18 protein-coding genes and 1 other annotated feature are annotated in these 18,024 nt (G+C 57.4%); of the genes, 3 read left to right on the top strand and 15 right to left on the bottom strand.

The genetic code is table 11. The features are described 5' to 3' along the window. The first annotated feature begins 155 nt into the window (after positions 1–155). Positions 156–1,172: a UDP-glucose 4-epimerase GalE gene (gene galE / locus ACUTSC_RS07335; protein ID WP_445653240.1), complete on the top strand. Its 1,017-nt coding sequence runs from the start codon at positions 156–158 to the stop codon at positions 1,170–1,172. A 60-nt stretch (positions 1,173–1,232) separates the two neighbouring features. On the opposite strand, the gene ACUTSC_RS07330 is transcribed toward galE, so the two are convergent. The 5 genes from ACUTSC_RS07330 to ACUTSC_RS07310 are packed head-to-tail and all read right to left on the bottom strand — an operon-like array spanning position 1,233 to position 7,011. After that, entirely contained in the window at positions 1,233–2,372 is a 1,140-nt protein-coding gene (locus ACUTSC_RS07330) for a glycosyltransferase (protein ID WP_197766528.1), read from the bottom strand. A gap of 30 nt (positions 2,373–2,402) precedes the next feature. Next, a complete protein-coding gene (locus ACUTSC_RS07325; RefSeq protein WP_197766527.1) occupies positions 2,403–3,491 on the bottom strand; it encodes a glycosyltransferase in 1,089 nt (362 codons plus the stop codon). A 7-nt stretch (positions 3,492–3,498) separates the two neighbouring features. Beyond that, positions 3,499–4,392, bottom strand: a complete 894-nt coding sequence (locus ACUTSC_RS07320) for a glycosyltransferase (RefSeq protein ID WP_197773151.1) — start codon at positions 4,390–4,392, stop codon at positions 3,499–3,501. A gap of 50 nt (positions 4,393–4,442) precedes the next feature. Continuing rightward, the gene (locus tag ACUTSC_RS07315; protein ID WP_197766525.1) at positions 4,443–5,714 is read right to left on the bottom strand and encodes an oligosaccharide flippase family protein; all 1,272 of its coding nucleotides are present in this window, start codon (positions 5,712–5,714) and stop codon (positions 4,443–4,445) included. Further along, on the bottom strand, positions 5,695–7,011 hold the full coding sequence (locus tag ACUTSC_RS07310; RefSeq protein ID WP_443006757.1) for a hypothetical protein: 1,317 nt from the start codon (positions 7,009–7,011) through the stop codon (positions 5,695–5,697). Before ACUTSC_RS07310 ends, ACUTSC_RS07315 begins: the two co-directional genes overlap by 20 nt. Before the next feature lie 266 nt (positions 7,012–7,277). Here ACUTSC_RS07310 and gndA point away from each other — a divergent pair, with 266 nt between their 5' ends. Next, the gene (gndA, locus tag ACUTSC_RS07305) at positions 7,278–8,684 is read left to right on the top strand and encodes an NADP-dependent phosphogluconate dehydrogenase (protein ID WP_197766523.1); all 1,407 of its coding nucleotides are present in this window, start codon (positions 7,278–7,280) and stop codon (positions 8,682–8,684) included. A 74-nt stretch (positions 8,685–8,758) separates the two neighbouring features. Here gndA and hisIE read toward each other — a convergent pair whose 3' ends face one another. From hisIE to hisL, 9 genes are all read right to left on the bottom strand, one after another. Then, the gene (gene hisIE / locus ACUTSC_RS07300; protein WP_197766522.1) at positions 8,759–9,379 is read right to left on the bottom strand and encodes a bifunctional phosphoribosyl-AMP cyclohydrolase/phosphoribosyl-ATP diphosphatase HisIE; all 621 of its coding nucleotides are present in this window, start codon (positions 9,377–9,379) and stop codon (positions 8,759–8,761) included. Beyond that, positions 9,373–10,149, bottom strand: coding sequence for an imidazole glycerol phosphate synthase subunit HisF (gene hisF, locus ACUTSC_RS07295; protein WP_041034248.1), 777 nt, complete (start codon positions 10,147–10,149; stop codon positions 9,373–9,375). The genes hisIE and hisF overlap by 7 nt, the downstream gene beginning before the upstream one ends. Next, positions 10,131–10,868, bottom strand: a complete 738-nt coding sequence (gene hisA / locus ACUTSC_RS07290; protein ID WP_445653239.1) for a 1-(5-phosphoribosyl)-5-[(5-phosphoribosylamino)methylideneamino]imidazole-4-carboxamide isomerase — start codon at positions 10,866–10,868, stop codon at positions 10,131–10,133. The genes hisF and hisA overlap by 19 nt, the downstream gene beginning before the upstream one ends. Before the next feature lie 5 nt (positions 10,869–10,873). Continuing rightward, complete coding sequence (hisH, locus tag ACUTSC_RS07285) at positions 10,874–11,464, bottom strand: imidazole glycerol phosphate synthase subunit HisH (protein ID WP_064290206.1); 591 nt, start codon at positions 11,462–11,464, stop codon at positions 10,874–10,876. After that, entirely contained in the window at positions 11,464–12,531 is a 1,068-nt protein-coding gene (gene hisB, locus ACUTSC_RS07280) for a bifunctional histidinol-phosphatase/imidazoleglycerol-phosphate dehydratase HisB (RefSeq protein WP_033637767.1), read from the bottom strand. Before hisB ends, hisH begins: the two co-directional genes overlap by 1 nt. Beyond that, complete coding sequence (gene hisC, locus ACUTSC_RS07275) at positions 12,528–13,616, bottom strand: histidinol-phosphate transaminase (protein WP_197766521.1); 1,089 nt, start codon at positions 13,614–13,616, stop codon at positions 12,528–12,530. The genes hisB and hisC overlap by 4 nt, the downstream gene beginning before the upstream one ends. After that, positions 13,613–14,920 carry a histidinol dehydrogenase gene (gene hisD, locus ACUTSC_RS07270; RefSeq protein ID WP_443002668.1) on the bottom strand — a complete coding sequence of 436 codons (1,308 nt, stop codon included), beginning with the start codon at positions 14,918–14,920 and terminating at the stop codon, positions 13,613–13,615. Before hisD ends, hisC begins: the two co-directional genes overlap by 4 nt. A gap of 4 nt (positions 14,921–14,924) precedes the next feature. Further along, positions 14,925–15,824 (bottom strand): ATP phosphoribosyltransferase, encoded by a 900-nt coding sequence (hisG, locus tag ACUTSC_RS07265; protein ID WP_049202244.1) that lies wholly within the window; start codon positions 15,822–15,824, stop codon positions 14,925–14,927. A gap of 71 nt (positions 15,825–15,895) precedes the next feature. Continuing rightward, positions 15,896–16,022, bottom strand: a sequence feature (His leader region). Next, a complete protein-coding gene (gene hisL, locus ACUTSC_RS07260; RefSeq protein WP_100396937.1) occupies positions 15,998–16,045 on the bottom strand; it encodes a his operon leader peptide in 48 nt (15 codons plus the stop codon). It overlaps the preceding feature by 25 nt. Positions 16,046–16,274: 229 nt before the next feature. Here hisL and ACUTSC_RS07255 point away from each other — a divergent pair, with 229 nt between their 5' ends. Beyond that, the gene (locus ACUTSC_RS07255; protein ID WP_149572154.1) at positions 16,275–17,099 is read left to right on the top strand and encodes an SDR family oxidoreductase; all 825 of its coding nucleotides are present in this window, start codon (positions 16,275–16,277) and stop codon (positions 17,097–17,099) included. A 15-nt stretch (positions 17,100–17,114) separates the two neighbouring features. Here ACUTSC_RS07255 and ACUTSC_RS07250 read toward each other — a convergent pair whose 3' ends face one another. Continuing rightward, positions 17,115–17,999 carry a LysR family transcriptional regulator gene (locus ACUTSC_RS07250; RefSeq protein WP_445653238.1) on the bottom strand — a complete coding sequence of 295 codons (885 nt, stop codon included), beginning with the start codon at positions 17,997–17,999 and terminating at the stop codon, positions 17,115–17,117. Between the last annotated feature and the right edge of the window lie 25 nt (positions 18,000–18,024).

Genomic DNA, 18,024 nt, shown 5'->3' with positions numbered 1-18,024 from the left:
CAGTGGCTGCCGTTTTCTCTTCATGCATGAACCATTGAGCTGTATTATGCGTATCGACATCAATGGATGGCCTGCTTAAACGTCCTATGAAACAAACGGCCTTCTTATAGAACGAGTAACTATGCTTTGATGCTGTCGAAGCGTAAGGGGTGGATATGGCAATTTTAGTTACCGGTGGCGCCGGTTATATTGGATCTCACACTGTGTTATCGCTGCTGGAGCGCGGTGAGGATGTTGTGGTGTTGGATAATCTGTCCAACGCGTCCGCGGAGTCATTGCAGCGGGTGGAAAAACTGGCGGGGAAAGCCGCCGTGTTCTATCAGGGCGATGTTCAGGATGCTGAATGCTTGCATCGCCTCTTCGAGGCGCACTCGATTACGGCAGTGATCCACTTCGCCGGCCTTAAGGCCGTTGGGGAATCAACGCGCAAGCCACTGGAGTATTATCAGAATAACGTGACTGGCACGCTGGTGCTATTGGATGCCATGCGTCGTGCCGGCGTAAATAATTTCATCTTCAGTTCCTCCGCCACCGTCTATGGAGCCCATTCACCGGTGCCCTATGTGGAGACGACCCCGATCGGCGGGACAACCAGCCCGTATGGCACATCGAAGTTGATGGTTGAGCAGATCCTGCAAGATTTTGCCAAGGCTGAACCGCAATTTTCGATTATTGCTTTGCGTTACTTCAATCCGGTGGGGGCTCACGAGTCCGGCCTGATTGGTGAAGACCCTAACGGTATCCCCAATAACTTGCTGCCTTACATCTCACAGGTGGCTATCGGCAAGTTGGAAAAGCTGGGTATTTTCGGCGGAGATTATCCGACGAAGGACGGCACGGGAGAGCGCGATTACATCCATGTCATGGATTTGGCTGAAGGCCACCTGAAAGCCATGGATCATCTGCCGAAGATCAACGGCTTCAAGGCTTATAACCTGGGCGCCGGCGTAGGGCATTCGGTGTTGGCGATGGTTCAGGCGTTTGAAAAAGCGTCCGGCGTAACGATCCCTTACCAAATATTGCCTCGCCGTGACGGCGATTTGCCTGCTTTCTGGGCGAACGCCGATCTGGCTTATCAGGAGTTGGGGTGGAAAGTGAGTCGGGGTATCGATGACATGATGCGCGATACCTGGAACTGGCAGAAGAAAAATCCTAAAGGTTATCGTGACTGATTGTCTTCGGTATCACGACCTGAATGATGCCGACCGGCATCATTCAGGTTTGGCTTGATATCAACGAGTTTGAGGAATCTCCAGCAACTCCAATAGGCGATTATTGACTTTGTCTGCGTCAAATCTTTCTTGGGCCAATTGATAACTGGCAAGCCCCATATCCGTTATCTTTTGTGGGTTTTCGATCAATTCGCACATCTTTTCCGCTAGCTCAGCATGTGACCAGCGTTTGACTAAATAACCGTTAACGCCTTGAACTACGGTTTCCCGACAACCCGGCACATCCGTGCTTAAAACGGCACGTCCCATGGCCATTGCTTCCTGAGTACTACGCGGGATCCCTTCACGGTAGTAGGAAGGCAAAACGAAAACGCTGGACTTCGCAATCCATTCCGCCACGTTTGATACATGGCCTGGGGCGATGATGATATCGTCTTCAATTAAATTCTTCAGGCATTTTCCTGTTAAGCTGCCTGGGTTTTGCGTATCTATCGCGCCTAACATATAGAAGCGAGTTTCCGGGTATTTGGCTTTAACTATTTTTGCGGCGGCGACGTATTCGTGAACCCCTTTTTCGGCCAACAAACGGGCGATAAAGATGAAGGAAACGGGGGACGTCGGAGGGGGCGTGAAAGGATAGTCAGCCAGATTCAAACCGATACCGCCTAAGACATGTGCCTGCTTGACGTTGATTTTGCAGTTAACCAGCAGATCATGACGATCGTCAGGATTCAGAAGAATGAGCGCATCAAGGCTTGGGAAGATACAACGGTAGAGCATGACCTGAATCTTTTTTAAAAGCCTTACTTTCCTGCTCACACCTTGCGGCTGTTCAGTAAATAGGTAGCCCAAACCTTCCAGCATCGCGTAACGTTTTTTAACGCCCGCCATGACGGCTGCCAAAGTGCCAAATATGCTGGGTTTAGAAAAGTAGGAAAAAACCAGGTCGGGAGCTAAACGCTTTAACTGTTTGCTAAGCGTATAGGTATCCAAGAAATCTTTTAGCGGATTGAGGCCTGTCCGGCTGAATTTATAGTCAACCGGGATCGCTCCCAGATTTGTAACCTGCATGCGGGTGTTGTCATCATAATCCAGAGCCAGGGCGTAAACCGTATGCCCCTGCTGGTGCAATGACTTTATCAGATCGGCTCTAAAGCCAACCACACAATTTGCTGCTGTACCTATTAGTGCTATTTTCATAAAAACCTTATCAATATACCGCCAAAGCCATTAATTATTGTTTTTTAGCTCTGTATAAATACATTCCCACTGTGTAACTATTTCATCTAAAGCGTATTTTTCTTTGACACGACATCGAGCATGCTGACCTAAATTTCGTCTATCTTGCAAGGACATCCTTTCTATCGAAGCCATGGCATTGGCGAGCGCTTCAGGGTCTTTGATCGGAACCAGCAAACCATTCTCGCCCGTATTGCCGATGATTTCTCCGGGGCCGCCGCTATTGGTGACGACGACAGGAAGTTCAGAAGCCATCGCTTCAGCGACGACCAAGCCATATCCTTCCCATTCCGATGACAAGACAAAACCATCGACCTGGCGATACAGTTGCTCAATATCATTACGAACGCCAAGAAATTCAATGCGTTTTTCCAATCCGGCCTGTTCAACCTGTCGTTGCAAAGCTTCAAGCAATGGGCCTTGGCCGGCGATCAGTAGTTGGCTGTCTGAGAGTTTGCCAAAGGCCGCAATCAGCGTCGGGTAATCTTTCTGCTCGACCAGACGCCCGACGGCCAACCAGCGGAAAGGGCGCTCTAAAGAGGCGCTGTGTTCTTTTCCTGGGCTGAACTTGGCAGTATCAATTCCATTGGGAATGGTACGAGTATTGCGTGCCTTGAAAACGCGTTCGCCAATAAACCGGCGTGTGGCCGCTTCGCTGATCGTTGTGTTCAACTGGCTGAGTGGGTTGGTCAGGCGATATGCCCAATCGCGAATTTTTCCGCCTTCATGAGTGTTGTGCGCTGTGCAAACTAATTTCAAAGAAGGCGTGAACAACCGCACCAGGCGAGCCAACAGGTTCGCGTGCACCATATGGCTGTGTACGACATCCGGCCGATTGCGCAAAAGTTCCTTGCGCAAGCGGAGCAGTGCGAGCGGCAGGTCTTTACCTGAACGCATGCCCAGATCATGGAGTGGGACACCGGCGGTGGCCAGTCGATCGACAAATACTGCAGATGTCGGTGGTATCAATGAGATCAGGCGTACTTGATGGCCGCGCTCGGCCAATTTCTCGAGCAGCGTGACAACTTGATATTCGGCGCCGCCGATCTCAAGACCGGTGATCACGTAGTCTATACGCATCGCTGTTTTACCCTTGGCGCTGACGATAAGAAATGAATAACTTCTTGATCAGAGAATGCGGTAACCAACTGATCGTCCATAAAGCCATTTTTAACTTGTCGCCGAGCGGAGCATTTTTTAACGATTGGCGTGCCGTCGCACACTGTCGGTTAAGCAAGCTATAGGTAACATGCGCCAAACGTATCCGGCGAAACTCCTCGGGATGATCGCGCTGCAGCCGCTCGCCGAAATCGGCCAGCGCCATTTCAGCCAGTTGCTGGTGGTAGGCGGCTTTGCTGATTTGCGATGAAAAATGCGTCAAGCGCACAGTGGCATCGTTGGAAACCCGCACCAACGGCCGATCATACGAAGGAATACCGAATTTCTCCGCAACTTTCCACCACAGCAGGTGTTCGCCACCGGCGCGATTTTCAGGATAGCGTAAGCCGGTACCTAAAAATTGTTCACGATCAAAAACGGGCGTGAAATCGCCGGTAATGGTTTTGTTCACGTAGTCATCGAAAGTGATCAGACGAAATTCTTCTTTCTGATTTTGCTTGCTGACGGCAAATTGATACACCGGATACGCCGACGTTTCAGGTTCGGGTAGACGTGTGGCCAAATACTCAGCCGTACCGGGTTCGAGCGTATCGTCATCGTCAAGCATCAAGACCCAGGGGGAGCTAGCCAACGCTAAGCCTTGCATGCGAGCGGGGCCAGGGCCGCCGTTGACGGGCATTCGATGAAAGATCAGGTCGTCTATAGCAAATTCCGGCTGCGCTGTCGTGGACGCGTCGTCAACCACTATGATTTGTATTTTGTTGTGCCTACTCCTTTCGGTCACAACGGAATCCACTGCGCGCGCGAGCAGATCTGGGCGGTTATAGGTAGTTATAACCACGCTTAGGGCAAAGTTACTCAAACTGGCTTCCTTCACAATCGAGAATAAAGCAATGACTCATGGCTATCCTGTTACTGTCGGTGCCGCAATCGGGCAAGTGTAGGTGTTTGTGGCGCGACACCTGACGGTTTTCGACAGAATAAAAAAAGTAATAAGGAAAACATGGTTATCTCTGCAACCAAGAAGGCGATAGTCATGCCTAACCCGCCTAATGTGGGAACCAGGAGGAAGGCAAGCAGGCAGATTATCGCTATATTGATCATCATGACCCGGCTGGCAACTTGCTCTTTACCGCCTGGAATAAACCACAATATGGCCAACGCCATGCTGCAAATGCGTAAAGGGACAACCCATACCAAAATGCTTAATAGCTCAATGGCATCCTGATAGCCGGGGCCGAAGATGGTATTCACCAGCCAACCGGCTAGCCAGACGGTCAGCAGAGCGAAGGCGACCGTTACGGTGAACAACGCTCCCAGTGCGAGGGTAACAACCCGTTTTGCGGTATGCGTCGAGTCGGATTGCAGTCTGACCAGATGGGGAAACGCAGCATTCAGAACGGGGGCCGCTAAACCGCTCGCAGCTCGAACCAGTTTTTCGGCGGGTACAAAGGCACCAACCGTACGAGCTCCGCCCAATAATCCCAGTAGGGTAGAAGCGATCGACCCCATGATGCTTTGAGCCCCTTTGTATAAAAAGAGTTCCCAGCTTTCACGCAGAACGGTAACGGCACCGCGAAAGCTGATGCGACCTAAACCAGTGGAGCGCATCATCAGCAAGGTTGGAAGTAGGGTGTTAATGATGCCCACAGTGGCTTGAATCATAAGTACACGTTGAGCGTGTTGTGGTGAGGACACCAGCAAAATGGTAAATAAAAGCCCCGTGCTGCGTAAGCCTAAATCCAGCAGTGCCGGCAAAACCAGTTTTTCGATCCCGACGTAGTACCATAGTGGTGTAAAACCGAATGCCAGAATGAATAGCGATATCCACACGAACCAATGATGAGGGATCGTCGTGGCACCGGATCCTGTCAGAATCAGGACGCCTACGGCGACACCAACGGCCATACTGAGCAGCAGTTTGGCAAACAACACATTGCTTACCAACTGAGCCAGTTGTTGCTTGTTTTCTCTGATCTTGACAACGGTACGCGCTGCGCTGAAATTGAAGCCGAATTCAACAAACACCGAGGCTGTCAGAGCGATGCCCAGCGCATAAAGCACTTGCCCGTAGTTTTGTTGGCCTAGAGCGCGAGCCAGTACGGGCAATTCGATAAGCGGAATGAACAACCCGCCTATTTGAGCCAGCATTAACCAAAAGGTATTAGTCGCGACGCGGGACATGGCATATCACAATAGAAATTGCGGTTAAAACGATGGCCCATTCGGTTAACTCATTGCTGAGGGGGTGGAAACATCCCATGAACAAGAATAGAGCCAGCACCGATAAGGGACTCAACATAGACTCGAAGCGTTCGACAAAAAGCTCCCGCTTTTCGAAGACGAATTTCAGACCGTAATAGAGAGGAGTCAAAATAAACAGCAGGTAGCCGATGAACGATAAAACGCCCTCATCAGCCAATAACTGAAGATAGGTCATGTGAATCACGCTGTCGGCGCCAAAATCATCGACCCGGGTGCTGCCAAAACCGCCTCCCCAAGGGAATTTATCTACGGTTTGCTGCCACCCGGTGTGCAGCATTTGCAAACGTATACTGTTGTCGCCTTTGACCAAACGGTCTGCCGTCGTTTCTTTTGGCGCGGCCAAAGTTTCTTCGAAAGTATGACTAATATTGAGGTTGGCCGTATCGGGATGATTGCTCGTGTGCTTCTCCATCAATTGAACAAGCAGTTTGTCATAATCTCCTGAAACCCAGCCCAGGAGTACGGGCTGAATAAGTGAGAACGACAGCAAGGTCACGGCTATCAGGCTAAAATGACCGCGCACAGGCTGGGTTTGCACGCGAGCAAAGAAGGCAATCATTGCCAAGGCACCCCATACTAACGCCAGCCACAGCATAGAGGTACGGCTACCGTCGAGCGCCATGACCAGCACTGCGCCGAATGCTAACAGCACATTGATAAAATTGGTTTTTTTTAAGCAGCGCCAAACAGCAAAAGGCCATACGAAGGCGCCGATTTTCCAAATGACACCGGGCCAACTGGCGAGCCACCCCATGCGTCCATCGCCTAAAATCACCAGTGCGTCAAGTTGGCGGAAGAGCGCCAAAAGTATCAGCGGCACCAATGAAATGACGAGTGTGATGCTAAGCGCTTTTTCAAGCAAAGCGGATGAGAGAGGGGAAATTAGCAACAGGCAGAGAAGTGCAAACATGAAAGCGACGTATTTCGCCAAAGTATACAGCCCTGTGCCGTGATTCATCACTGCCGCTATAGCTATGCCTGCCATAAACAGCAGCCAGCCTATCATCATGGGCTTGTAGTTGCGCAGGTTGCGCAGCCGTGCGCGAACCGTTTGCCCCGGCGAAAGAGGTGAGGCCATCAATGAGCTGGCAACCGCAGCGGACAGCAACATCAACTGGATGAGCCAATTAAAATTGCCACCAATATAAATCTTAATCGTTCCCAACATTGAGAACACGATGAAAATAATAGAGAAAATGCAGGAAAGTACGCGCACTTTTGACCCCAACTGTGATTTAACTGCGAGATTGTACAGGATCCGTGCTCGTCATCAATAAACCTTCACCTTTAACACGCAATCTTCCTGCATTTTTTTAGTGATTTCAGTAGCTGTGCTTGACTGTTTTGGCAGCATTCTTTGTCAACCGTCTATCGCACCAATCACTACCCACACGAGCCAATCCTGAGTTAACATGTGTGCCACATCACAAAACCTGCTGGCCGACGTTGCCGGCAGGGTCATCCTCAGACAGGAGTTCCTAAATGTCCAAGCAACAAATCGGCGTTGTCGGCATGGCAGTAATGGGCCGCAACCTCGCGCTGAACATCGAGAGCCGTGGTTACACCGTTTCCATTTTCAACCGTTCTGGCGATAAAACTGACGAAGTGATCGCTGAGAACCCGGGCAAGAATCTGGCGCCGTATTACACCGTTGAAGAGTTTGTCGAATCACTGGAAAAACCGCGCCGCATCCTGCTGATGGTGAAAGCGGGCGAAGCAACGGATAAAACCATTGCCTCGCTGACTCCGCACCTGGACAAGGGCGATATTCTGATCGACGGCGGCAACACCTACTATCAGGACACCATCCGTCGTAACCGCGAACTGTCCGACCAGGGCTTCAACTTCATCGGCACCGGCGTTTCCGGCGGTGAAGAAGGCGCGCTGAAAGGACCTTCCATCATGCCTGGCGGCCAGAAAGAAGCTTACGAGCTGGTGGCGCCAATCCTGGAGAAAATCGCTGCGGTTGCGGAAGGCGAGCCTTGCGTGACCTACATCGGCGCAGACGGTGCCGGCCACTATGTGAAGATGGTGCACAACGGCATCGAATACGGCGACATGCAGCTGATTGCCGAAGCCTATTCTCTGCTGAAGCAGGCGCTGAACCTGAGCAATGAGCAACTGGCCGAAACCTTCGCCGAGTGGAACAAGGGCGAACTGAACAGCTACCTGATCGACATCACCAAAGACATCTTCACCAAGAAAGACGAAGAGGGTAAATACCTGGTCGATGTGATCCTGGATGAAGCCGCCAACAAAGGCACCGGCAAGTGGACCAGCCAGAGCTCGCTGGATCTGGGCGAACCGCTGTCGCTGATCACCGAATCGGTGTTCGCACGCTACCTGTCCTCGCTGAAAGACCAGCGCGTTGCCGCGTCTAAAGTGCTGACCGGCCCGCAAGTGGCGCCGTTCACCGGAGACAAAGCCGAGTTCATCGAGAAAGTGCGTCGCGCGCTGTATCTGGGCAAGATCGTGTCCTACGCGCAGGGCTTCTCTCAGCTGAAAGCCGCGTCTAAAGAAAACAACTGGGATCTGCACTACGGCGAAATCGCCAAGATCTTCCGCGCCGGCTGCATCATCCGCGCCCAGTTCCTGCAGAAGATCACCGACGCTTACGCGGCGGATGCCGATATCGCCAACCTGCTGCTGGCGCCATACTTTAAGCAAATCGCCGACGAGTACCAGCAGGCGCTGCGTGACGTGGTGGCCTACGCCGTGCAGAACGGTATTCCTACGCCGACCTTCTCCGCTGCGATCGCCTACTACGACAGCTACCGCTCCGCGGTGCTGCCGGCGAACCTGATCCAGGCGCAGCGCGACTACTTCGGTGCGCACACCTATAAACGTATCGACAAGGAAGGCGTGTTCCATACCGAATGGATGGAATAAGCCTGCTCGTTGAACGATAAAAAAAGCCGCCGAGGTTAACGCCCGGCGGCTTTTTTATTGGGCGCGATTTAGCGTCACGCTTTTTTCTGATGCCGTTCGCGCAGCCGGCCGATCACCGCGCTCAGATCCAGATCCTGGTCCTGCAGCAGCACCAGTAGGTGATAGATCAGGTCCGAAGCTTCGTTGGTCAGCTCTTCGCGATCGTTGACCGTGGCGGCCAGCGCGGTTTCCACGCCTTCCTCCCCGACCTTCTGCGCGATGCGCTTGGTGCCGCTGGCGTACAGGCTGGCGGTGTACGAGCTGTCCGGGCTGGCGTGCTTGCGCTCCGCCAACAGCTGTTCCAGCTGATAGAGGAACGTCCAGTCGCTGGCGGCCGGGTGGAAGCAGCTGCTGTTGCCGAGGTGGCAGGTCGGGCCGATCGGGTTGGCCAATACCAGCAGCGTGTCGTTATCGCAGTCCGGCGTGATGCTGACCACTTTGAGGAAGTGGCCGGAGCTTTCACCCTTGGTCCACAGGCGCTGCTTGGTGCGCGAGAAGAAGGTGACGTTGCCGCTCTGCTCGGTGGTCGCCAGCGCTTCCGGCGTCATGTAACCCAGCATCAGCACTTCGCCGGAAACGGCGTGCTGCACGATGGCCGGCATCAGGCCGTCGGTTTTTTCCCAGTCCAGTTGGTTGCTCTGTTGTTCTGTCAGCACACGCGAATCTCCACGCCTTGTTCAACCAGGAACCTTTTCAGTTCGCCGATATTGATGATTTGTTTGTGGAACACCGACGCCGCCAGCGCGCCGTCAACGTCCGCATCGCGGAACGCTTCCAGGAAGTGCTCCATGGTGCCCGCGCCGCCGGAGGCGATCAGCGGCACTTTGCAGGCCTCGCGCACCAGGCGCAGCTGCTGCAGATCGTACCCATTGCGCACGCCGTCCTGGTTCATCATGTTCAGCACGATCTCACCGGCGCCGCGGCGCTGGACTTCCTGTACCCAGTCGAGGGTTTCCCACTGGGTGATGCGGGTGCGGCTCTCGTCGCCGGTATATTGGTTGACGTGATACTTGCCGGTTTCACTGTCGAACCAGGTATCGATGCCCACGACGATGCACTGCACGCCGAAGCGTTCCGCCAGGCGGCTAATCAGCTCAGGATCGGCCAGCGCCGGCGAGTTGATCGAGATCTTGTCGGCGCCGAAAGACAGGATTTGGCTGGCGTCCTCGGCGCTTTTAATGCCGCCGGCGACGCAGAACGGAATATCAATCACCTCCGCCACGCGCGATACCCAGCTTTTGTCCACCACCCGGCCGTCGCTTGAGGCGGTGATATCGTAAAACACCAGCTCGTCCGCACCTTCTTGCGCATAGCGCTGCGCCAGCGGCACGATGTCGCCGATGATTTCGTGGTTGCGGAACTGCACGCCTTTCACCACTTGCCCGTCTTTAACATCCAGGCACGGGATTATGCGTTTTGCCAGCATGCGATCGCCTCCTCAACGCTAAATTTACCTTCCAGCAGGGCGCGCCCCACGATCACGCCGGCAACGCCGCTGCCGCGCAGCTGGGCGATGTCGTCCAGATTGCCGATGCCGCCCGAGGCCTGGAAGGCCACCTGCGGATAACGGCGGCCGATCTCCTGATACAGCGCCACGTTGGACCCGGCCAGCGTACCGTCGCGCGAAATGTCGGTGCACAGCACGTGCTTGAGCCCGTAGGGCAGGAACTGCTCAACCACCTGTTCCAGCGTGGCGTCGGAATCCTCCTGCCAGCCGCTGATGGCCACGCGTTTCACGCCCTGCGCGTCGATGCGCACGTCCAGCGCCAGCACCAGCGCGTCGGCGCCGTAGCGCTCGAACCAGCTCTGCACCAATTGCGGCTGTTTCACCGCGGTGGAGCCGATCACCACGCGCGTGGCGCCGGCCTCCAGCAGGGCGCTGACGTCCTGCTCGTTGCGGATGCCGCCGCCGACCTGCACCGGCACGTCAACCCCCGCCAGCAGCTTGCGCAGCAGCGGGATCTGGCGCGCCGCCGGATCCTTGGCGCCGGTCAGATCGACCAGGTGCAGCACCTGTGCGCCCTGCTGCTGATAGTCCTGCAGGCGCAACAGCGGATCGTTGCCGTAGTCGCGCTGTTGGCCGTAATCGCCCTGGTGCAAACGCACCACGTTGCCGTCGATCAAATCCAAAGCCGGAATAATCATGCTGCCTACATCTCCAGAAAGTTTTTCAACAGTTGCGCGCCGGCCTCTCCAGAACGTTCTGGATGAAACTGCACGCCGAAGAAGTTGTCTTTTTGCACGGCGGCGGTGAAGGGCTCGCCGTAGTTCGCCTGAGCGATGGTGCTGGGGCATATCGGCATCGCATAGCTGTGAACGAAATAGAAGTAGGCGCCGTCATCGATGCCGCGGAACAGGTGGTGGCCCGCCTGTGCGGACACCTGGTTCCAGCCCATGTGCGGCAGCGGCAGGCCGAAGTCGGTCATCTGCTTGACCGGCGTATCGATGAGGCCGAGTGTGGTCACGCCGCCGTTCTCTTCGCTGCTGGCCGCCAGCAGCTGCATGCCGAGGCAGATGCCCAGCACCGGCTGCGTGCAGGCCTTGATCAGTTCGATCAGATCGCGCTCGCGCAGTTGATCCATCGCCGCCTGTGCGGTACCGACGCCCGGCAGGAACAGCTTGTCGGCGCGCAGCACGATCTCAGGATCGCGGCTCACTTCCGGCTGATAGCCCAGGCGCCGTACCGCGTAGGTGACGGAGGCCAGGTTGGCGCAGCCGGTATCCAAAATCACCACGTTCATCACAGCACTCCTTTCGAGCTCGGCAGGGTATTGCCCTCGACGCGGATCGCCTGGCGCAGCGTGCGGCCAAACACTTTGAACAGGCTCTCGACCCGGTGGTGGTCGTTTTTGCCCTTGGTCTTCAGGTGCAGCGTGCAGCCCATGGTGTAAGAGAGCGAACGGAAGAAGTGCTCGACCATTTCGGTGCTGAGATCGCCGACGCGCTGATAGTTGAACTCGGCCTTGTATTCCAGGTGCGGGCGGCCGGAGATATCCAGCGCGCAGCGCGCCAGGCATTCGTCCATCGGCAACACGAAGCCGAAGCGGGCGATGCCGCGCTTGTCGCCCAATGCCTTGTTCAGCGCTTCACCCAGCGCCAGGCCGGTGTCTTCCACCGTGTGGTGATCGTCGATATACAGATCGCCTTTGACGTCGATCTCCATGCGGAAGCCGCCGTGGGTGGCGATCTGATCCAGCATGTGATCGAAGAAGCCGACGCCGGTTTTGATCTTGCTGCCGCCTTCGCGATCCAGCCAGACGTTGACGTCGATCTGCGTCTCTTTGGTCACGCGATTAACCCGCGCGTGGCGATCGCGCAGGGTCAGCTGGCGCACGATCTCTTTCCAGCCCAGCACGCCGCGCTGGTAGCGCAGCCCCTGGATGCCCATGTTTTCCGCCAGCTGCACGTCGGTCGGCCGATCGCCGATCACGTAGCTGTGGGCGGCATTCAGCACGCCGGGTTCGAGGTAACCCTTCACCAGCGCGGTTTTCGGCTTGCGGCAGTCGCAGTTGTCCGCCGGCAGGTGCGGGCAGATCAGCACATCGGCGAACTGAATGCCCTGCGAGCTGAGGATCTGCATCATCAGGTTGTGCGGCGGATCGAAGGTTTCCTGCGGGAAACTGGCGGTGCCGAGCCCATCCTGATTGGTGATCATCACCAGCTGATACCCCGCCTGTTGCAGCGCCAGCAGGGAAGGGATCACGTCCGGCTCGAGCGCCAGCTTGTCCAGGCGGTCAACCTGGAAATCTTCCGGTGGCTCGGCGATCAGCGTGCCGTCACGATCGATAAAGAGGATTTTTTGGCTCACATTGGCTCCTGGCGAGTCGGGTTGGCACCGGGCAGGGCGGACAAGGCGTCCACCACGCGTTGACATTCGTCGCGGGTGCCTATGGTGATGCGCAGGCACCCGGACAACCCGGGCTGTTTGTTTTGGTCTCGTAAGATAATGCCCTGATCCCACAAGCTTTTAAACACATTACTTGAGGCGGTGAAGCGGGCCAGCAGGTAATTGCTGTCGCTGGCGAAAACCTGCTCGACGCAGGCGCATTTTTCCAGCTGTTGCTGCAGCCAGCTGCGGGTGGCGGCAATGTCGGTGACGCGCTGGCGCATGGTGCGGATACCTTCTTCGCTCAGCGCCTGCGCGGCGATATCCGCCACCGGCGTCGAAAGCGGGTAAGGCGCGATCACCTTCAGCAGCAGGGCGATCAGATCTTCGTTGGCGAGCGTAAAACCGCAGCGCAGGCCGGCCAGCGCAAAGGCCTTCGACAGCGTGCGCAGGATAGCCAGGTGCGGATAGTCGCTCAGCCACCCGGTCACCGAGGCCTGCGGGCAAAACTCGATATAGGCTTCGTCCACCGCGACGATCGCCTTGCCTTTGGCCAGCTCCAGCAGGCTGCGCAGAGAGTCCGGATCGATCAGGTTGCCGGTCGGGTTGTTCGGGCTGCAGACGTAGATCAGCTTCACGTTGTCCATGCTGTCTGCGATGGCCGGCAGATCCAGCTGCCAGTCCTCTTTGGCGGCCACGGTGCGGCGCTCCACGCCGAAGGTTTCGGCGCTGACGGCGTACATGCCGTAGGTCGGCGGGCAGAACAGAATGGCGTCTTTACCCGGCTCGCAGAAGGCGCGGATCAGCAGCTCGATGCCTTCATCGGCGCCGCGGCTGACCAGCACCTGCTCTTTCTTCACCCCGGCGTAGGCGGCGTAGCGTTCGATCACCAACGCCGGCTGGCACTCCGGATAGCGGTTGAAGGTTTGCGCGGTCAGCTGGAACTCGGGCGCGATCGGGTATTCGTTGGCGTTGAGCCACACATCGCCCTTACCGCCGAGGCGGCGCGCCGATTGATAAGGGGTCAGCTCGCGAACGTTGGCGCGCGCCAGTTTTTCGATGCTCATGCTTGCTCCTTCAGGGCGGCGACGCGCAGGGTCACGGCGTTCTTGTGGGCGATCAGCTGCTCGGCGGCAGCCAGGGTCTCGATGGTGGCGGCCAGGTTGCTGAAGCCCTGCGGCGTCAGCTCCTGCACCGTCATGCGTTTTTGAAAATCGGCCAGCCCCAGGCTGGAGCAGGTGGCGGTGTAGCCGTAGGTCGGCAGCACGTGGTTGGTGCCGGAGGCGTAATCGCCGGCGGACTCCGGCGACCAGTCGCCGAGGAACACCGAACCGGCGCTGGTGATGCTGTCTACCAGCTCGCGCGCATTGCGGGTCTGAATGATCAGGTGCTCCGGGCCGTAGCGGTTGCTGATGGCCACGCACTCAGGCAGATCGCGCGCCACGATCAGGCGGCTGCTCGCCAGCGCCTGGCGGGCGGTCTCGGCGCGCGGCAGCTCGGCCAGCTGGCTTTCCACCGCTTCGGCCACTGCCTGCGCCATTGCCGCGTCCGGCGTCAGCAGGATCACCTGCGAATCCGGGCCGTGTTCGGCCTGCGACAGCAGATCAGAAGCGACGAACGCCGGGGTGGCGCCGGCGTCGGCGATCACCAGCACCTCCGAAGGCCCGGCCGGCATGTCGATGGCCGCGCCGTCGAGACGCTGGCTGACCTGCCGCTTGGCTTCGGTCACGAAGGCGTTGCCCGGCCCGAAGATTTTCGCCACGCGCGGTACGCTTTCGGTGCCGAACGCCAGGGCGGCGATCGCCTGCGCGCCCCCGACCTGAAACACTTCCTGCACGCCGCACAGCTGTGCCGCATACAGGATCTCATCGGCGATCGGCGGCGGCGAGCACAGCACCACCCGGCGGCAACCGGCGATGCGCGCCGGCGTCGCCAGCATCAGCACGGTGGAGAACAGCGGCGCCGACCCGCCGGGAATATACAGGCCCACCGAGTCGATTGGGCGGGTCACCTGCTGGCAGCGCACGCCCGGCTGCGTTTCGACGTCCACCGGCGGCAGTCGCTGCGCGTTGTGGAAGGTGTCCACGTTGGCGACGGCCACCGCCATCGCCTGTTTGATGTCATCGCCCAGTCGGGCGCAGGCGGCGGCGATCTGCTCGGTGCTGACGCGCAGCGCGGCGACGTCCGCCTTGTCGAAACGGGCGCTGTAGTCGCGCAGCGCCCGATCGCCGTTGGCCTTCACGTTGTCGAGGATCTCGCTCACCGTGCGGGTGATGCTGTCGGAAGCGGCGATTGCCGGGCGCATCAGCAGCTCGGCCTGGCGTTCGGCGCTGCACGTTGCCCAATCGATCGGCGTGTTGAAGGTCGACATGGCGTTACTCCATCATCTTTTCAATCGGCAGCACCAGAATCGAGCTGGCGCCGAGCGCTTTCAGTTTTTCCATGGTTTCCCAGAACAGGGTTTCGCTGCTCACCATGTGCATCGCCACGCGGTTCTGCGCGCCGGCCAGCGGCAGAATGGTCGGGCGCTCGGCGCCCGGCAGCAGCGCGACGATCTCGTCCAGCTTCTCGCTCGGCGCGTGCAGCATGATGTATTTGGATTCACGCGCCTGGATCACGCCCTGAATGCGGGTCATCAGGCGGTCGATCAGCTGCTGTTTGGCTTCCGGCATTTCGCCGTCGCGCTGAATCAGGCAGGCCTTGGAGCGGTAGATCACTTCCACTTCGCGCAGGCCGTTGGCCTCCAGCGTGGCGCCGGTAGAGACCAGATCGCAGATGGCGTCGGCCAGGCCGGCGCGCGGCGCCACTTCCACCGAGCCGTTCAGCAGGCAAGATTTAAAGCGCACGCCCTGCTTGTCGAGGTATTGCTTCAGCAGGTGCGGGTAAGAGGTGGCGATGCGGGCGTCCTGCAGGTTTTGCGGGCCGGTGTATTCGGCATCGAGCGGGGTGGCCAGCGACAGGCGGCAGCCGCCGAAATCGAGGCGACGCAGGGTGAAGTAGCGCGGGTCTTCGCCCTGAGCGCGGCGGCTGAGCAGCTCTTCTTCCAGCACGTTTTCGCCGATGATGCCCAGATCGACCACGCCGTCCATCACCAGGCCCGGAATGTCGTCGTCGCGCACGCGCAGGATATCGATCGGCATGTTTTCCGCGAAGGCGATCAGGCGCTGCTGCTGCAGGTTGATCTTGATGCCGCAGCGCGCCAGCAGCTCCTGGGATTCATCGCTCAGGCGGCCCGACTTCTGCATTGCGATCCGTAAACGTGTCTTGTCCAGCATGGTAACCTCTGTTTAATCTGTAATTTTATGAATTTATTGTAAAAACTATTCTTTTCTGTCTGTCCGGAGCCAAAAAAAAACCCTCGGAAGATATCTTCCGAGGGCTCTCTCTTGCGTTCTGCGCGCCACTGGAAGATTAACAAACCGTCTTCCAGCACTCATCGCCTGAAAGACTAGTCAGGGTGATGGTGATGATGGTGGTTGAACTGAACGCGTGTCATGGTGTTTTTCTCTAATCAAAAGCCGGTAAAAACCGTATGCCAATTAAGCTAAACTATCCGCTGTCCACCGCGCAACCCTTTTTTAACGTCATAAATTTAATTTATTGAAACAGGTTAAGTTATTAGCCACAGACGGCTTTACCTAACCTTAAGCTGGGCAGATTGTATCGCCGTGCACAGTGGCGTAGCCTTAGGGGTAGGGCGCTGCGATCTTCAGGAGAGGAAGAGGATGAAAAAAGTAGCCATTATTGGTTTGGGTTGGCTGGGCATGCCGTTGGCGTTATCGCTGATGGGCCGCGGGTATGACGTGGTCGGCAGCAAAACCACGCCGGACGGCGTCGAGGCCGCGCGCATGAGCGGCATCGAATGCTATCAACTGGAGCTGACGCCGGAGCTGGTGTGCGATCCGGACGATCTGGAATCGCTGCTGCGCGTGGATGCGCTGGTGGTGACGCTGCCCGCACGCCGCACCGTCGAAGGCAGCGAGAACTATTTCAATGCGGTGCGCATGCTGGTGGACAGCGCGATGGCCTTCGGCGTGCCGCGGGTGATCTTTACCAGTTCCACCTCGGTGTACGGCGAAACCGCCGGCACGCTGCGCGAAGAGTCACCGCTGCGGCCGGTCTCGCCGTCGGGCCGGGTGCTGGCCGAGCTGGAGCGCTGGCTGCATGAATTGCCGAACACCTCGGTGGACATTCTGCGGCTGGCGGGCCTGGTGGGCGCCGACCGCCACCCCGGCCGCTTCCTGGCGGGCAAACTCGACGTGAAGGGCGGGTCGCAGGGGGTGAATCTGGTGCACCAGGACGACGTCATCGCCGCCATCCAGCTGTTGCTGAAGCTGCCGAAGGGCGGTCACGTGTACAACCTGTGCGCGCCGCGCCATCCGGCCAAACGCGAATTTTATCCGGCGCTGGCCGAGCAGCTGCACCTGGAGCCGCCGCAGTTCGCCGACGAAGCGGATCAGGATGAGCGGCTGGTGGACGGCAACCGCATCTGCAACGAGCTGGGGTTTGAGTACCAGTATCCCGATCCGGCGCGCATGCCGGTCAGTTAAGGCGGCATACGTCGTTTAAATCGGGAAAAGGTGGCTCGTTACAAAGTCGACGAACAGCCTGATTTTGACTGACAGGTGGCGGCCCGACGGCCAGAGGACATGAAAAACCATGTTCTCGCGGTCGTATTCATCCAGAACCGTCACCAGGCTGCCCTGTTCCAGCTGTCTGCGCACGGCGATTTCCGGCAAATAAGCGATACCGAGCCCTTGTTCCGCGAAGCAAACCTGCGGATCGAGGGTATTTGTCACCATGCTGGCCGGCCGTTCGGGGATCATCTCCGTCTTGTCTCCCAGCGGCCAGGCATCCAGTTTGCCGGTGCTGGGAAAGCGATAATGCAAACGGGCATGGCTTGTCAGATCCTCGGGCTTGCTCGGCATACCCGCTTGGCTGAAATAGCCTGGCGCGCCAACGAAAACCTTGCGGCAGGTGCCCAACCGGCGGGCAACCAGCCGTGAATCGCTCGGGGTGCCGCTGCGGATAACGGCATCGAAACCTTCCTCAATCACGTCAACCAACCTATCCGAATAATCAATATCCAGCTCGATCTCAGGATAGCGGCGCTTGAAGTCCCCCAGTTTTGGCATGAAAAGCGTGCCCAGCGACGGGAGACTGATACGCAGCTTACCCTGGGGCGCTCCCCGCGTTTGCAACAGTTCGGCTTCCGCTTCTTTCACCTCGCTCAAAATGCGTCGGCACCTTTCCAGGAACAAGGCCCCTTCCGGCGTCAGGTTGACCGTGCGGGTGGAGCGGTGAAACAACCGCACGCTGAGCCGTTCCTCCAGCCGGGCGATGGTTTTGCTGACCGCCGACGCGGAGATCCCCAGCTGTTGCCCGGCCGCCGTGAAACTGCGGCTTTCACTGACCCGCACGAAAACGTCGAGAGAACCCAAGCTTTCCATAGGCTTCCATTCTATTGATGACCTT

It is taken from the genome of Serratia sp. TSA_105.2, from assembly GCF_052692115.1.
This window is presented reverse-complemented; position numbering and strand designations above follow the sequence as displayed.

Bases quoted from the DNA above. Each gene is read 5' to 3' on its own strand.
- ACUTSC_RS07255 (WP_149572154.1), top strand. From the start codon at position 16,275: ATGAAAAAAGTAGCCATTATTGGTTTGGGTTGGCTGGGCATGCCGTTG.
- ACUTSC_RS07330 (WP_197766528.1), bottom strand. From the start codon at position 2,372: ATGAAAATAGCACTAATAGGTACAGCAGCAAATTGTGTGGTTGGCTTT.
- hisF (WP_041034248.1), bottom strand. From the start codon at position 10,149: ATGCTGGCAAAACGCATAATCCCGTGCCTGGATGTTAAAGACGGGCAA.
- ACUTSC_RS07250 (WP_445653238.1), bottom strand. From the start codon at position 17,999: ATGGAAAGCTTGGGTTCTCTCGACGTTTTCGTGCGGGTCAGTGAAAGC.
- gndA (WP_197766523.1), top strand. From the start codon at position 7,278: ATGTCCAAGCAACAAATCGGCGTTGTCGGCATGGCAGTAATGGGCCGC.
- ACUTSC_RS07325 (WP_197766527.1), bottom strand. From the start codon at position 3,491: ATGCGTATAGACTACGTGATCACCGGTCTTGAGATCGGCGGCGCCGAA.
- hisC (WP_197766521.1), bottom strand. From the start codon at position 13,616: ATGAGCATCGAAAAACTGGCGCGCGCCAACGTTCGCGAGCTGACCCCT.
- hisA (WP_445653239.1), bottom strand. From the start codon at position 10,868: ATGATTATTCCGGCTTTGGATTTGATCGACGGCAACGTGGTGCGTTTG.
- hisH (WP_064290206.1), bottom strand. From the start codon at position 11,464: ATGAACGTGGTGATTTTGGATACCGGCTGCGCCAACCTGGCCTCCGTC.
- galE (WP_445653240.1), top strand. From the start codon at position 156: ATGGCAATTTTAGTTACCGGTGGCGCCGGTTATATTGGATCTCACACT.
- hisG (WP_049202244.1), bottom strand. From the start codon at position 15,824: ATGCTGGACAAGACACGTTTACGGATCGCAATGCAGAAGTCGGGCCGC.
- ACUTSC_RS07315 (WP_197766525.1), bottom strand. From the start codon at position 5,714: ATGTCCCGCGTCGCGACTAATACCTTTTGGTTAATGCTGGCTCAAATA.
- hisD (WP_443002668.1), bottom strand. From the start codon at position 14,920: ATGTCGACCTTCAACACGCCGATCGATTGGGCAACGTGCAGCGCCGAA.